This is a genomic window from Pseudomonas sp. LA5 (assembly GCF_028640825.1).
GTDB lineage: Bacteria > Pseudomonadota > Gammaproteobacteria > Pseudomonadales > Pseudomonadaceae > Chryseomonas > Chryseomonas aestiva.
On record NZ_JAQYZY010000033.1, the window covers coordinates 102,531 to 116,484 of the forward strand.

Below are 13,954 nucleotides of genomic sequence, written 5' to 3' on the forward strand. Positions count from 1 at the left end.
CCACGGCGACTCTTGTGGCATGATGGACCGACTGTAAAAAGGCCGCCTTGACCCTATGACCAGATACCTTGCGCTGCTGACGACCGCCCTGCTGCTCGCCGGCTGCCAGAACCTCGGCCGTCAGCCGACGCCCGCTGCCGCCATCCCGCCGCCCACCGCCAAGACCAGCACGCCGCAACCGGCCGGCTCCTTTCGCGAAGACACCCTCTACGACCTGCTGGTCGGCGAGCTGGCCGGGCAGCGCAACCGATTCGACATCGCCCTGACCAACTATGTCGAGCAGGCCAAGTCGACCCAGGACCCGGGGGTCGCCGAGCGGGCCTTCCGCATCGCCGAGTACCTGGGCGCCGATACCCCGGCGCTGGAAACCGCGCAGATCTGGGCGCGCAATGCCCCCGACAACCTGGATGCCCAGCGCGCCGCCGCCATCATGCTGGCCCGCGCCGGTCGCTATGACGAATCCATGGTCTACATGGAGCGCGTGCTCCAGGGCCAGGGCGACACCCATTTCGACTTCCTCGCCCTCTCGGCGGCGGAAACCGACGAGACCACCCGCGCCGGCCTGCTCAAGAGCTTCGACCGGCTGCTGGCCAAGTATCCGCACAATGGCCAGCTGCTGTTCGGCAAGGCGCTGCTGCTGCAGCAGGACGGCCGTGCCGACGAGGCCCTCAAGCTGCTGGAGCGCAATCCGGCGGCCAGGCGCGAAGTCGCGCCGCTGCTCCTGCGCGCCCGCCTGCTGCAGAGCCAGGACCGCAGCGCCGAGGCCCTGCCGCTGCTCGAAGCCGGCATCCGCCAGCACCCGGAAGACCGCCGCCTGCGCCTGGCCCATGCCCGGCTGCTGGTGGAGCTGGATCGCCTGGACCAGGCCAAGCGCGAATTCGCCGAGCTGGTCACCCAGTTCCCGGATGACGATGACCTGAGATTCTCCCTGGCGCTGGTCTGCCTGGAGGCCCAGGCCTGGCGCGAAGCCCAGATCTATCTCAAGGAACTGATCGACCGCGGCAGCCACGTGGATGCCGCGCACCTCAACCTGGGTCGCAGCTACGAAGAACTCGACCAGCCCGAGCAGGCGCTGGCCGAATACACCCAGGTCGGGCCGGGCACCGACTACCTGGCCGCCCAGCAGCGCCAGGCGGAAATCCTGCTGGGCAGCGGGCGCATCGCCGAGGCCCGTCAACGCCTGGCCGAGGCGCGCAAGCGCCAGAGCGAATACGCCGTGCCGCTCTATCTGCTGGAAGTCGAAGGCCTGGCCAGTGCCGACCAGACCGCCCTCGCCGACCAGACCGTGCAGCAGGCCCTGCAGCAGTATCCCAATGACCTCAACCTGCTCTATGTCCGCTCCATGCTGGCGGAAAAGCGCGGCGACCTCGGTCAGCTGGAAGGCGATCTGCGCTACATCATCGCCCACGACCCCGACAACGCCATGGCGCTCAACGCCCTCGGCTACACCCTGGCCGATCGCACCCCACGGCTGGCCGAGGCACGCCAGCTGATCGACAAGGCGCACCAGTTGAGCCCGGACGACCCGGCCATCCTCGACAGCATGGGCTGGATCCGCTATCGCCAGGGCCAGCTGGGCGACGCCGAACGCTATCTGCGCCAGGCCTACGAACGCTTCCCCGACGCCGAAGTGGCGGCCCACCTGGGCGAGGTGCTCTGGGCCCAGGGCAAGCGCAGCGAAGCGCGCAAGGTTTGGCGCGTGGGCCTCGACGCCGACGCCGATGACGCCATCCTGCGCAGTACCCTCAAACGCCTGACTGGAAGCGAAACCCTCCGATGATCCGCGTGCGTACCTTCGTCACCCTGTTGCTGCTCGCCCTGCTGGCCGGTTGCGCCAGCACCTCTCGCCAGGAGGCCGTGGAAGGCCAGGGCAATGCCGCCCAGTGGCAGGCTCATAAAAAACGTATCGCCGCCCTCGACGGCTGGCAGATCGACGGCAAGGTCGGCATCCGCGCCCCGCGCGATTCCGGCAGTGGTACCCTGTTCTGGCTGCAGCGCCAGGACTATTACGACATCCGCCTGGCCGGCCCCCTGGGCCGCGGCGCCACCCGACTCACCGGCCGTCCGGGCGCCGTCACCCTCGATGTCTCCGGCCAGGGCAGCTATCAGGCCGATTCCCCCGAAGCCCTGCTGGAACAGCAACTCGGCTGGCGCCTGCCGGTCTCGCACCTGCTCTGGTGGGTGCGCGGCCTGCCGGCGCCGGACAGTCGTAGCCAGCTGACCCTGGACGCCGACAGCCACCTGGCGCGTCTGGTACAGGACGGCTGGACCGTCGAATACACCCGCTACACCGAGCAGAACGGCTACACCCTGCCCGAGCGCCTCAAGCTCACCGGCAAGGACCTGGAAGTCATCCTGGTGGTGAAGACCTGGCAGCCGCGCGAGCTGGGCAAATGACCGCAGCGCCTGCCTTCACCCTGCCGGCACCGGCCAAGCTCAATCTGTTCCTGCACATCCTCGGCCGCCGCGCGGACGGTTATCACGAGCTGCAGACGCTGTTCCAGTTTCTCGACTGGGGCGACGACCTGGGCTTTGCCGGACGGGATGACGGCGAATTGCAACTGCACGACGGTCTGCCGGGCGTCGCCCCCGCGCAGAATCTCATCCTGCGCGCCGCCCGGCTGCTGCAGCAGGAAAGCGCCACGACCAAAGGCGCCGACCTCTGGCTGACCAAACGCCTGCCCATGGGCGGCGGTATCGGTGGCGGCAGTTCGGATGCTGCCACCACCCTGCTTGGCCTGAATCATCTCTGGGGCCTGGGCGCCAGCCTCGACGACCTGGCGGTGCTGGGGCTGCGCCTGGGCGCCGATGTGCCGGTATTCGTCCGCGGCCAGGCCGCCTTCGCCGAGGGCGTGGGGGAAAAGCTCACCCCGGTCACCCCCCCGGAACCCTGGTATCTCGTGGCCGTGCCGCAAGTCTCTGTAAGTACAGCAGAAATTTTTTCAGATCCGCTGTTGACACGGGACACTCCCGCCATTAAAGTTTGCGCCGTTCTCAAGTGGTCAGGTCGAAACGACTGCCAGAGTACGGTCGAAAGGCGTTACCCAGAAATTCGTAACGCTTTGATCTTGCTAAACAAATTTGTTTCAGCTAGATTAACCGGCACTGGAGGTTGCATATTTGGAAGCTTTCCAAATAAGACCGAAGCTGATACAGTAGCTAGCCAGCTACCAGCATCACTTCCAGGCTTCGTGGCCAAAGGTAGCAACACTTCCATGTTGCACCGGGCGCTGGCAAGCCTGACCAGAGAATGAGTACAGCTAGTACTCTGCAAGATACAGGGGCGTCGCCAAGCGGTAAGGCAGCAGGTTTTGATCCTGCCATGCGTTGGTTCGAATCCAGCCGCCCCTGCCATTTTCCTTCCAAGACCCACCTCAAGCCGCAGGAACTGCAGCGTGTCCAAGATGATGGTCTTCACGGGGAACGCCAACCCCGATCTGGCACGGCGCATCGTGCGCCAGCTGCATATCCCTCTCGGTGACGTCTCCGTCGGAAAATTCTCCGATGGCGAGATCAGCGTCGAAATCAACGAGAACGTGCGGGGCAAGGATGTCTTCATCATCCAGCCCACCTGCGAGCCGACCAACGACAACCTGATGGAACTGGTGGTGATGGCCGATGCCTTCCGCCGCTCCTCGGCCACTCGTATCACCGCAGTCATCCCCTATTTCGGTTATGCCCGCCAGGATCGCCGTCCGCGTTCCGCACGCGTCGCCATCACCGCCAAGGTCGTGGCCGACATGCTGACCGTGGTGGGCATCAATCGCGTGCTCACCGTCGATCTGCACGCCGACCAGATCCAGGGCTTCTTCGATATTCCCGTGGACAACATCTACGGCTCCCCCGCCCTGGTGGATGACATCGAAGACCAGCGTTTCGAAAATCTGATGATCGTCTCCCCGGACATTGGCGGCGTGGTGCGTGCGCGTGCCGTGGCCAAGAGTCTGGGTGTGGACCTGGCGATCATCGACAAGCGTCGTCCCAAGGCCAACCAGTCGGAAGTGATGCACATCATCGGTGACATCCAGGACCGCACCTGCGTGCTGGTCGACGACATGGTCGATACCGCCGGCACCCTGTGCCACGCGGCCAAGGCCCTCAAGGAACACGGCGCCGCCAAGGTCCTGGCCTACTGCACCCACCCGGTGCTGTCGGGTCGGGCCATCGAGAACATCGACAACTCCGTGCTGGACGAGCTGGTGGTGACCAACACCATTCCGCTGTCCGCCGCGGCTCAGGCCTGCAGCCGTATTCGCCAACTGGACATCGCGCCGGTGGTGGCCGAGGCGGTACGCCGGATCAGTAACGAAGAATCCATCAGCGCGATGTTCCGTTAAGGAACAGCCGCTCTGGAAGCGCCCCGGAAGGCCGTGACGGTCTACCGGGGCTTTTTAGTCGGTAGGGCCATGGAACTGGTCGCAAGTCCCGGTCTGCCGATTCCTTATCCTGGAGATTCACAATGTCTGATTTCACTCTGAATGCCGAAGTGCGTTCCGACCTGGGGAAAGGTGCGAGCCGCCGCCTGCGTCGTAATGCCGGTAACGTTCCCGCCGTGATCTACGGTGGCGACAAGGCTCCGACGTCCATCACCCTGGTCGGCAAAGACCTGGCCAAGATGCTGGAAAGCGAAGCCGCCTTCGCCAGCGTCATCACCCTGAAGGTTGATGGCAGCAACGAAAGCGTGCTGGTCAAGGCCCTGCAGCGTCACCCCTCCAAGGGCTACGTCATGCACGCCGACTTCCTGCGCGTCATCGCCGGTCAGAAGCTGACCGCTCACGTGCCCCTGCACTTCATGAACCAGGAAACCTCCGTGGGCGTGAAGCAACAGGGTGGCGAGATCCTGCACACCATTAACGAAGTCGAAGTTTCCTGCCTGCCGAAAGACCTGCCGGAATTCATCGAAGTCGACATGGCCAAGGTCGCCCTGGACCAGATCGTTCACCTGAGCGACCTGAACGTCCCGGCTGGCGTCGAGCTGGTGTCCCTGGCCCACGGCAGCGATCTGCCGGTTGCCAGCATCCACATGCCGCGCATCCGTGAAGAAGCTGCTGACGGCGCTGCCGAAGAAGGCGCTGCCGAGTAAGTTCTCGCACGCCTGAAAGAGAAGGGCTCCTGACATGACTGCCGTCCAACTGATCGTCGGCCTGGGTAATCCGGGCCCCGAATACGACCAGACTCGGCACAATGCAGGGGCCCTTTTCGTTGAGCGACTGGCAGCCGCCCAGGGCGCGAGCCTGGCTGTCGACCGCAAGTATCATGGCCTGGTGGGGCGCTTCCGCCACGCGGGCAACGATGTTCGTCTACTCATCCCCACCACCTACATGAACCGCAGCGGCCAGGCCGTGGCGGCGCTCGCCGGCTTTTTCCGCATCCCGCCGGCAGCCATCCTGGTGGCCCACGATGAACTCGACCTGCCACCCGGCACCGCACGCCTCAAGACCGGCGGCGGCCATGGGGGGCACAACGGACTGCGCGACATCATCGCCCAGCTCGGCAATCAGAACGGCTTCCAGCGTCTGCGCCTGGGCATCGGCCATCCGGGGCATGCCAGCCTGGTCTCCAACTTCGTGCTGGGCCGCGCACCGCGCAGCGAGCAGGACCTGCTCGACACCAGCATCGATGCCGCCCTGGAGGTGGTTCCGGAGCTGCTGACCGGCGACCTGACCCGCGCCATGCAACGCCTGCACAGCCGCAAGGCCTGACCTACCCTACCCTCTTCCTTTTCTTCCGCGAGGACACACACCATGGGATTCAATTGCGGCATCGTCGGCCTGCCCAACGTCGGCAAGTCCACTCTGTTCAATGCCCTGACCCAATCTGGTATCGCGGCAGAAAACTTTCCCTTCTGCACCATCGAGCCCAACAGCGGCATCGTGCCCATGCCCGATGCGCGACTGAACGCCCTGGCGGAGATCGTCAAACCCGAGCGGGTGATCCCCACCACCATGGAGTTCGTCGACATCGCCGGGCTAGTGGCCGGCGCCTCCAAGGGTGAAGGTCTGGGCAACAAGTTTCTCGCCAACATCCGCGAGACCGACGCCATCGCCCACGTGGTGCGCTGCTTCGAAGATGAGAACGTCATCCACGTGTCGAATTCGGTGGATCCCAAGCGGGACATCGAGGTGATCGACCTGGAGCTGATCTTCGCCGACCTCGACAGCTGCGAGAAGCAGCTGCAACGCGTGACCCGCAACGCCAAGGGCGGTGACAAGGAAGCCCTGGCGCAGAAGGCCCTGCTGGAACAGCTGATTCCGCACTTCGAGGCCGGCAAGCCTGCCCGCAGCCTGCTGAAGGGCCTGGACGAGGAGCAGAAGCGCCTGGTGCGCAGCTTCCACCTGCTGACCAGCAAGCCGGTGATGTACATCGCCAACGTCGCCGAAGACGGCTTCGAGAACAACCCGCACCTGGATGTGGTCCGGGCCATCGCCGAAGAAGAAGGCGCCGTGGTGGTGCCGGTCTGCAACAAGATCGAGGCGGAAATCGCCGAACTGGACGACGACGAGGAAAAGCAGATGTTCCTCGAGTCCATGGGCATGGAAGAGCCGGGCCTGAACCGGGTGATCCGCGCCGGCTACGAACTGCTCAACCTGCAGACCTACTTCACCGCCGGGGTGAAGGAAGTCCGTGCCTGGACCGTCCGCGTCGGCGCCACCGCGCCCCAGTCGGCCGCCGCCATCCACACCGATTTCGAGAAGGGCTTCATCCGCGCCGAAGTGGTGGCCTATGCCGACTTCATCGCCTTCAAGGGCGAGAACGGCGCTAAGGAAGCCGGCAAGTGGCGCCTGGAAGGCAAGGAGTACATCGTCAAGGACGGTGACGTCATGCACTTCCGCTTCAACGTCTAAGCGACGGCGAACGCCAGAACCCCCTCCTCACCGCAAGGTGGCGAGGGGGTTTTCTTTTGCCCGTTCGCCAACGGCCTGGCTGACACCGGACGCCTGGCGATTTGGCACAATGACGGCGATCCGACCGCCGTCGAACGTCTCCCGCTGCCTGGATGCCGCCATGAATTTCGAAGACCTGCGCCTGTTCGTCACCACCCTGAACGAGGGCAGCTTCACCGCCGCCGCCGACAAGCTGGGGCTGTCCAAGCAATACGTCAGCCGGCGGACCCTGTTGCTGGAGGAAAGTCTTGGCGTGCGGTTGATCAACCGCACCACGCGGCGTCTGCAGGCGACCGAGCTGGGGATGCTGCTCTACGAGCGAGCGGTGAAGATCCTCGAAGACGTCAACGACACCGAGGAGTTGCTCTCCAGCCGGCGGACGGTGCCCCAGGGGGTGCTGAGAGTCAGTGCGCCCATGACCTTTGGCACCCTGCACCTGAGTCCCCTGCTGCCGGATTTTCTCTCGGCCTATCCGCAGATCCGCCTGGAGCTGGATCTCAATGACCGGGCGGTGGATCTGCTCGCCGAGGGCTACGACATGTCGATCCGCATCGGCACCCTGGCCGATTCCAGTCTGATCGCCAAGCGACTGACCGAGATGCAGCTGGTGACCTGTGCCAGTCCGGATTATCTAAAGAAGGCGCCGCCGCTGCTGCAACCGGAGGATCTGGCCGAGCACAGCTGTCTGCTCTATGGCCATGGTCACCAGGTGGAATGGCGCTTTCAGCGCGGAGGCAAGCCGCTGGTGCTGCCCATGCAGGGTCAGCTCAGGGCCAACAACGGAGAGGTGGTGCGGGACGCGGCCATCGCCGGTCAGGGCATCGCGGTGCTGCCGACCTTCATCATCGGCGCGGCGCTGGCCTCAGGGGCGCTGGTGCAGGTGCTGGAAGACTTTGCCCTGCCCAGCGCGGCGGTCTATGCGGTCTATCCCCAGCATCGTCAGTCGGCGCGCATCGTCCAGCTGTTCTCGGACTATCTGCGCGACCGCCTGACGGTCGGGCCGACTCACGCTACGGCGCCGCGGGTCGGTTGACGCTGGGGCCACTGCTGGAGGGTTCGCTCGGCGCCGTCGGCAGCCAGGCGCTGGCCATCCAGACGCTGCTGCTGACGCTGGATCGCCGGCTGCAGACTGCGCTCGGCGCCGTTTTCAGCCAGGGCACGCCGCGGGTCGAGACGCTGCTGCTGGCGCTGGATCGACGGCTGCAGGCTGCGCTCGGTGCCGTTCTCGGCCAGGGTGCGATCCTGCTGCTGGTGCTTTTCGATCAGCGAACCCAGGGGGCGCAGGGCGCTTTCCTCGGCCTGGGCGGATTGGGCGATGGCGGTGGTGAGCAGAGTGGCGGCGAACAGAGCGGTGAGAGCTTTCATGGCGAGTACCTGTGTCGGGTGGGTGTGGACTCATTGTCGCCAGCCCACCCCGCGCCTAGAAATCGTCCCGCGGGATAGCGATCATCGACCGCGCTGATGATGGCGCTCAGGCCCGCGCCTGACGCTGGCGCAGCAGGAACAGGTACCAGACGGCCAGCGCCGTGGCGGCCAGCAGGCAGCCGGCCAGGCTGACGCCGGTCCAGCCAAAGTGCTCGTACAGCCGCGCCGACAGCAGCGAACCCAGGGAGCCGCCGAGGAAGTAGCCGGTCATGTAGCCGGCGTTGAGGCGACTACGGGCTTCCGGGCGCAGGCGATAGACCACGTTCTGGTTGCTGACGTGGCTGAGCTGCGCGGCGAGATCCAGCACCAGGATGCCGACCAGCAGCGCCGCCAGCGACTGCTGGGCGAAGGCCAGGGGCAGCCAGGCCAGGGTCAGGGAAGCCAGCCCGATGCTGGTGGCGAGACCACCCTTGCCCTGGTCGGCCATGCGCCCGGCCAGGTTGGCGGCCAGGGCGCCCACCGCGCCGGCGAGACCGAACAGGCCGATGGTACCGTCGCTGAAGCCATAGGGTTCGGCGGCGAGCAGAAAGGCCAGGGGCGTCCAGAACACCGCGAAGACGGCGAAGCCCAGACAGCCCAGCAGGGTGCGCAGACGATGCATGGGTTCGTCGCGCAAGAGCACGAACACCGAACCCAGCAGCCGTGGATAGCTCAGGCCCGCCGACTGCTGATAGCGCGGCAGCGCCAGGCGCAGGGCCAGGGCGGTCGCCAGCATCAGACCGGCCGCCACGGCATAGACGGTGCGCCAGTCGCCCAGGGACGAGAGCGCCCCGGCCACGGTGCGGGCCAGCAGGATGCCGAGGATGAGGCCGCTCATCACCGTGCCCACCGCCCTACCCCGCTGCTCCGGCGCGGCCAGGGTCGCGGCGAAGGGCACCAGCACCTGGGCCACCACCGAGAAGAGTCCGGTCATGGCGGTGCCCACTAGCAGCCAGGTCAGACTGGTGGCGGTGGCGCTCAGGGCCAGGCCGGCGGCGGCGATCACACTCATGGTGACGATCAGCCGGCGGCGCTCCAGCAGATCGCCCAGGGGCACCAGCAGCAGGAGCCCGGCGGCGTAGCTGAGCTGGGCGGTGGTGACGATGCTGCCGGCCTGGGTGTAGCTGAGGTCAAAGCGCTGGGCGATGGTGTGCAGCAACGGCTGGTTGTAGTAGTTGCTGGCCACCGCGATACCGGTGGCGACGGCCATGAGCAAGGTCAGCCAGCGGCTGAGAGGAGGCGTGGGAGTCGACATCCGCAAGGTCCGGCATGGGAAAGGCTGGTCAGTATCGGACAACGGCAGCCATCGGTTAAATGAATCGTTAAGATGGTTTCGATCTCATTTCAAGATAGCGCCATGAATCTCAAGCAACTGGAATTCGCCGTCGCCCTGGCGGAGGAGCGCCACTTCACCCGCGCCGCCGAGCGTTGCCATGTGGTGCAGTCGGCGCTCAGTCACCAGATCGCCCGCCTGGAAGCCGAACTGGGCGCCACCCTGTTCGAACGCCTGCCGCGGCAGGTGCGCCTCACCCCCGCCGGCGAAGCGCTACTGGTCCAGGCGCGGCAGGCGCTGGCGGCGGTGGAAAGGCTGCAGCAGGACGTGGCCGCCGCGGTCGGCGCCATTCGCGGCACCCTGACACTGGGCCTGATCTCCTCGGTGCCACGCCTGGATATCGTCGAGTTGCTGGCCACCTTCCATGCCCGCCATCCCCAGGTGGACATCCGGCTGCGCCAGGACAAGAGCGAGACGCTGCTGGCGGCGGTGCGCGAGCGACAACTGGATTTCGCCCTGATCGGCCTGTCGCGCCAGGTGGCCCTGGAGGCGGTGGCCAGCCGCCTGCTGCTCAGCGAGGAGCTGGTGGCGGTGCTGCCCGCTGCGCACGCCCTGGCGGGGCGGGAAAGGCTGTCGCTGCACGAGCTGGTGGATCTGCCGCTGGTGGACCTGCCCGCCGGCAGCGGCGCCCGGCGGCAGACCGACGAGGCCTTCGCCGCCCTGGGCCTGCCCCATCGGGTGGGTTTCGAGACGGGCAACATGCAGCTGCTGGAACGCTTCGTCCGCCGCGGTCTGGCCATCGGCCTGGTGCCCCAGAGTATCGCCAGCACCTTTGCCGGCCTGGCCCGGGTGCCGGTCAGCGATGCCCCGCAGCGCAACGTCCATGCCATCTGGTCGCCGCTGCCGACGCCGGCGACGCGGGAATTTCTCAAGGTCCTGGAAGAGGCCCTGGTGGATTAGCCCCACTTACCAGCGGGCCGTGCAGCCGTTGAGGTGATGCGCGGGCTACGTGCCGGAGTATGGTCCGGTGACGGCCCCCTGGGGCACGAGGCGCTTCCTGGTCCGCGATCCTGGTGGCCAGCCGATGCGATCGCGCCTAGGAGCCTGCGTAGGTTGGGCTGAGCACAGCGAAGCCCAACATGGCTCAAGACTGAACCTCCCTGTTGGGCTTCGACGATGGAGCCGTCTCAACCCAACCTACGGTCTATCGCAGCCATGGCCTGAGCCTTTTCCAGGGGTGACGTCGCTGTGTGCGGGGCGTGCCCTCACCCCGACCCTCTCCCGGAGGGAGAGGGGGTTGTTCGAGCAGGCATTCAGCTCTATCGGAGCCGTAGCCTGGAAAACGGCGCAGCCTTTTCCGGGAGTGACTTCAGTGTGCAGGGCGTGCCCTCACCCCGACCCTCTCCCGGAGGGAGAGGGGGTTATTCGAGCAGGCGTTCAGCTCTATCGGAGCCGTAGCCTGGAAAACGGCGCAGCCTTTTCCGGGAGTGACTTCAGTGTGCGGGGCGCGCCTTCACCCCAACCCTCTCATAGAGGGAGAGGAGAACCGAGCTGGTGTTCAGCGGCCGTGAAACGCTCGACAGCCTGCCGACCTGCCCTCAACCCTCGCTAACCGGCAGCCGGCGGACGAAGGTGCCCACCCGCCAGGCCAACTGCTCGCCCTGGCACTGCACCAGCAGATTGCGCACCGGATAGGACTGGCCAGCAATGCTGGCCTCGGCTTCCGCCTCGCTGGCGCCGTCGAGGTGGTTGCGGGCCAGCACCCGGTAGCTGCCGGTGGCACAACGCTCGGCAGCTTCGCCCGCGCAGCCGGACCAGCTGCCGAATACCCCGTTGCACTGCACCAGGTAGGCGGTGCGGCCATCCTGCAGGTAGGCGGTGTGAGAGCTGGCACAGCCGGCCAGCAGGGCGAGCGAGCCGGCGCAGGCCAGCAGGCGGAGGGTATTGCGAAGGGCGGCGAGGGACATGGGAGTGGCTCCAAACAATATGGAGCCATCGTAAGAAGCCAACGCCCTCGTCCATAAATCGTACCGGCGGATAGCGCTTATCGACGCGGCTGATGGTGCCCCCGGACGTCTCCGGTCAGGCGCGGACTTTTGTGATGCTCACCTTAAGGTTCTCGTAAGCGCTCCGGGGAGAGGCTAGCGAGACAACCACTACAACCAAGGCTGCCTCCCCACTGACCCCGCGAGCCGCCAGGGCGTCGACAGCCCTTCGAGCAAGGAGATTGGCCATGTCTACCTGGACTTCTACACAGCGCAACGTGGCCTTCGCCACCTTTGCCAGCTGGACGATGGATGCATTCGACTTCTTCATCCTGGTCTTCGTCCTCAGCAACCTGGCGACGTATTTCCACAACTCGGTGACCGATGTCTCCCTGTCGATCATGCTGACCCTGGCGGTGCGTCCGATAGGCGCCCTGATCTTCGGGCGCCTGGCCGAGCGGCATGGGCGCCGGCCGATTTTGATGCTCAACATCGTGCTGTTCTCGGTGTTCGAGCTGCTGTCCGCCTGGTCGCCGACCTTCATGGCGTTCATGGCTTTCCGTCTTCTCTACGGCGTGGCCATGGGCGGGGTCTGGGGCGTGGCTTCGTCGCTGGCGATGGAAACCATCCCCGATCGCGCGCGCGGGCTGATGTCGGGGATCTTCCAGGCCGGCTATCCCTGCGGCTACCTGCTCGCCTCCATCGTCTTCGGCTTGTTCTTCACCACGGTGGGTTGGCGCGGCATGTTCCTGATCGGCGCCCTGCCGGTCCTGCTGCTGCCCTTCATCTACTTCAAGGTGCCGGAGTCGCCGGTGTGGCTGGCCGCGCGCGAGCGCAAGGAGAGTACTGCCCTGCTGCCAATCCTGCGCCAGCACTGGAAGATCTGCCTGTACATGGTGCTGCTGATGGCCTGCTTCAATTTCTTCAGCCACGGCACCCAGGACCTCTATCCCACCTTCCTCAAGGTGCAGCACCAGTTCGATGCCCATACCGTGAGTCTGATCGCCATCGGCTACAACATCGCGGCGATGCTCGGCGGCGTGCTCTTCGGTTCGCTGTCGGAACGCATCGGCCGCAAGAAGGCGATCATGCTGGCCGCACTGCTGTCGTTGCCGGTCCTGCCCCTGTGGGCCTTCTCCAGCGGCTCCTGGACGCTGGGCATCGGCGCCTTCCTGATGCAATTCATGGTGCAGGGCGCCTGGGGCGTGGTGCCCACCTATCTCAACGAACTGGTGCCGGGCAATGTGCGCGCCGTGCTGCCGGGCTTCGTCTACCAGATGGGCAACCTGCTGGCCTCGGTCAACGCTACCCTGCAGGCGCATATCGCAGCGGCCCACGGCGGCAACTATGGCTTGGCCATGGCGCTGGTGGCAGGCACCGTGGCGCTGCTGATCATCCTCTTCGTGGCCTTCGGCAAGGAGACCCGTGGCATGCAGATTTCCGGAGCGGTGGCCGAGCAGCCGGCTGGGCTCACGCAGCCGGTTCGCCCATGAATCTGATGATCTCGCCGCGCAGCCAGCGCTCGCCCGGATCCTGGTCCTGGGCCGCGCGCCAGACCAGCGACAGTTTGGCCGGGACGATGGGAAACGGTGGTTCCTCGATGCGCAGGCCGCCGCCCGCAGCCAGCGCCCGGGCGGCGTAGTCGGGCACCGTGGCGAGCAATTCGCTGCCGGCCAGCAGGGCGCCGAGACCGTTGAAGTGGGGTACGCCCAGGGCCACCTTGCGACTGCGGCCGAGGCGCGCCAGGTCGTCGTCGATGTTGCCGCAGAGATCGCCGGACATCGACACCAGCACATGGGGCCGCGCGCAATAGTCATCCAGGGTCAGGGGCGCGGGATCGCGGTCGGCGCGCACCACCAGGGCGCGGATGTGCCTCAGGGTACGGCACCTGGCGTTGGCCGGCAGCTGGGTGGTGTAGCTGATGCCCAGGGAAACCTCGCCACTGGCCAGCAGGCCGGGCAGCAGCAGGAAGTTGGCGTTGCGCACCACCAGCACACAGTGCGGCGCCACCTCGCGCAGATGGGCCAGCAGCGGCGGCAGCAGGCCGCACTCGACGTCGTCGGACATGCCCAGGCGAAACACCGCGCGACTGGCGCCGGGGTCGAAGTCGTCGACCTCGCTCAAGGCATTGGACAGGCCGTCCAGCGCCGGGCGCAGCCGTTCGAGAATGGCCAGGGCCCGCGGCGTGGGCTCCATCGCCCGCCCACTGCGTACCAGCAGGGGGTCGTCGAAGAATTGCCGCAGGCGCACCAGGGCGGCACTGATGGCCGGCTGGCCGAGAAAGAGCTTTTCCGCGGTGCGGGTGAGATTGCGCTCGTGCATCAGGCTTTCGAACACCACCAGCAGGTGCAGGTCGATGCGGCGCAGGTCGTTGCGGTTCACGGCATCCCTCCGCGAAGGTCAGGCGC

14 protein-coding genes and 1 tRNA gene are annotated in these 13,954 nt (G+C 66.1%); 11 read left to right on the top strand and 4 right to left on the bottom strand.

Annotated features, from left to right (window positions below):
- Window positions 1-55: 55 nt before the first annotated feature.
- From PVZ72_RS10925 to PVZ72_RS10965, 9 genes are all read left to right on the top strand, one after another.
- Entirely contained in the window at window positions 56-1,780 is a 1,725-nt protein-coding gene (locus PVZ72_RS10925) for a tetratricopeptide repeat protein (protein ID WP_187980412.1), read from the top strand.
- Window positions 1,777-2,397 carry a lipoprotein insertase outer membrane protein LolB gene (gene lolB, locus PVZ72_RS10930; RefSeq protein ID WP_133861552.1) on the top strand — a complete coding sequence of 207 codons (621 nt, stop codon included), beginning with the start codon at window positions 1,777-1,779 and terminating at the stop codon, window positions 2,395-2,397. Before PVZ72_RS10925 ends, lolB begins: the two co-directional genes overlap by 4 nt.
- On the top strand, window positions 2,394-3,254 hold the full coding sequence (ispE, locus tag PVZ72_RS10935) for a 4-(cytidine 5'-diphospho)-2-C-methyl-D-erythritol kinase (RefSeq protein WP_187980413.1): 861 nt from the start codon (window positions 2,394-2,396) through the stop codon (window positions 3,252-3,254). The genes lolB and ispE overlap by 4 nt, the downstream gene beginning before the upstream one ends.
- A 25-nt stretch (window positions 3,255-3,279) precedes the next feature.
- Window positions 3,280-3,354: transfer RNA gene (locus tag PVZ72_RS10940), tRNA-Gln, on the top strand.
- A 41-nt stretch (window positions 3,355-3,395) separates the two neighbouring features.
- Window positions 3,396-4,337: a ribose-phosphate pyrophosphokinase gene (locus PVZ72_RS10945; RefSeq protein WP_007161553.1), complete on the top strand. Its 942-nt coding sequence runs from the start codon at window positions 3,396-3,398 to the stop codon at window positions 4,335-4,337.
- 122 nt (window positions 4,338-4,459) lie between these two features.
- Complete coding sequence (locus tag PVZ72_RS10950; protein ID WP_133861554.1) at window positions 4,460-5,083, top strand: 50S ribosomal protein L25/general stress protein Ctc; 624 nt, start codon at window positions 4,460-4,462, stop codon at window positions 5,081-5,083.
- A gap of 34 nt (window positions 5,084-5,117) precedes the next feature.
- Entirely contained in the window at window positions 5,118-5,702 is a 585-nt protein-coding gene (gene pth / locus PVZ72_RS10955) for an aminoacyl-tRNA hydrolase (RefSeq protein WP_133861555.1), read from the top strand.
- Window positions 5,703-5,744: 42 nt separating this feature from the next.
- Entirely contained in the window at window positions 5,745-6,845 is a 1,101-nt protein-coding gene (gene ychF / locus PVZ72_RS10960) for a redox-regulated ATPase YchF (protein WP_133861556.1), read from the top strand.
- Window positions 6,846-7,005: 160 nt separating this feature from the next.
- Complete coding sequence (locus PVZ72_RS10965; RefSeq protein ID WP_273861886.1) at window positions 7,006-7,917, top strand: LysR family transcriptional regulator; 912 nt, start codon at window positions 7,006-7,008, stop codon at window positions 7,915-7,917.
- On the opposite strand, the gene PVZ72_RS10970 is transcribed toward PVZ72_RS10965, so the two are convergent.
- Window positions 7,890-8,249 carry a hypothetical protein gene (locus PVZ72_RS10970; RefSeq protein WP_208693789.1) on the bottom strand — a complete coding sequence of 120 codons (360 nt, stop codon included), beginning with the start codon at window positions 8,247-8,249 and terminating at the stop codon, window positions 7,890-7,892. The two genes, PVZ72_RS10965 and PVZ72_RS10970, sit on opposite strands and share 28 nt — an antisense overlap.
- Window positions 8,250-8,355: 106 nt before the next feature.
- Complete coding sequence (locus tag PVZ72_RS10975; protein ID WP_273861887.1) at window positions 8,356-9,543, bottom strand: MFS transporter; 1,188 nt, start codon at window positions 9,541-9,543, stop codon at window positions 8,356-8,358.
- A 102-nt stretch (window positions 9,544-9,645) separates the two neighbouring features.
- Here PVZ72_RS10975 and PVZ72_RS10980 point away from each other — a divergent pair, with 102 nt between their 5' ends.
- Window positions 9,646-10,521 carry a LysR substrate-binding domain-containing protein gene (locus PVZ72_RS10980; RefSeq protein WP_187980417.1) on the top strand — a complete coding sequence of 292 codons (876 nt, stop codon included), beginning with the start codon at window positions 9,646-9,648 and terminating at the stop codon, window positions 10,519-10,521.
- A 638-nt stretch (window positions 10,522-11,159) separates the two neighbouring features.
- On the opposite strand, the gene PVZ72_RS10985 is transcribed toward PVZ72_RS10980, so the two are convergent.
- Window positions 11,160-11,528 carry a hypothetical protein gene (locus PVZ72_RS10985; protein ID WP_187980418.1) on the bottom strand — a complete coding sequence of 123 codons (369 nt, stop codon included), beginning with the start codon at window positions 11,526-11,528 and terminating at the stop codon, window positions 11,160-11,162.
- Window positions 11,529-11,794: 266 nt separating this feature from the next.
- On the opposite strand from PVZ72_RS10985, the gene PVZ72_RS10990 reads away from it, so the two are divergent.
- Window positions 11,795-13,039, top strand: a complete 1,245-nt coding sequence (locus tag PVZ72_RS10990) for an MFS transporter (RefSeq protein ID WP_273861888.1) — start codon at window positions 11,795-11,797, stop codon at window positions 13,037-13,039.
- Here PVZ72_RS10990 and PVZ72_RS10995 read toward each other — a convergent pair.
- Entirely contained in the window at window positions 13,017-13,928 is a 912-nt protein-coding gene (locus PVZ72_RS10995) for a LysR substrate-binding domain-containing protein (protein WP_158894809.1), read from the bottom strand. The two genes, PVZ72_RS10990 and PVZ72_RS10995, sit on opposite strands and share 23 nt — an antisense overlap.
- Window positions 13,929-13,954: the final 26 nt, after the last annotated feature.

Coding starts and splice junctions, on each gene's coding strand:
- PVZ72_RS10925 (WP_187980412.1), top strand. CDS start 56: ATGACCAGATACCTTGCGCTGCTGACGACCGCCCTGCTGCTCGCCGGC.
- lolB (WP_133861552.1), top strand. CDS start 1,777: ATGATCCGCGTGCGTACCTTCGTCACCCTGTTGCTGCTCGCCCTGCTG.
- ispE (WP_187980413.1), top strand. CDS start 2,394: ATGACCGCAGCGCCTGCCTTCACCCTGCCGGCACCGGCCAAGCTCAAT.
- PVZ72_RS10950 (WP_133861554.1), top strand. CDS start 4,460: ATGTCTGATTTCACTCTGAATGCCGAAGTGCGTTCCGACCTGGGGAAA.
- pth (WP_133861555.1), top strand. CDS start 5,118: ATGACTGCCGTCCAACTGATCGTCGGCCTGGGTAATCCGGGCCCCGAA.
- ychF (WP_133861556.1), top strand. CDS start 5,745: ATGGGATTCAATTGCGGCATCGTCGGCCTGCCCAACGTCGGCAAGTCC.
- PVZ72_RS10965 (WP_273861886.1), top strand. CDS start 7,006: ATGAATTTCGAAGACCTGCGCCTGTTCGTCACCACCCTGAACGAGGGC.
- PVZ72_RS10970 (WP_208693789.1), bottom strand. CDS start 8,249: ATGAAAGCTCTCACCGCTCTGTTCGCCGCCACTCTGCTCACCACCGCC.
- PVZ72_RS10975 (WP_273861887.1), bottom strand. CDS start 9,543: ATGTCGACTCCCACGCCTCCTCTCAGCCGCTGGCTGACCTTGCTCATG.
- PVZ72_RS10980 (WP_187980417.1), top strand. CDS start 9,646: ATGAATCTCAAGCAACTGGAATTCGCCGTCGCCCTGGCGGAGGAGCGC.
- PVZ72_RS10985 (WP_187980418.1), bottom strand. CDS start 11,528: ATGTCCCTCGCCGCCCTTCGCAATACCCTCCGCCTGCTGGCCTGCGCC.
- PVZ72_RS10990 (WP_273861888.1), top strand. CDS start 11,795: ATGTCTACCTGGACTTCTACACAGCGCAACGTGGCCTTCGCCACCTTT.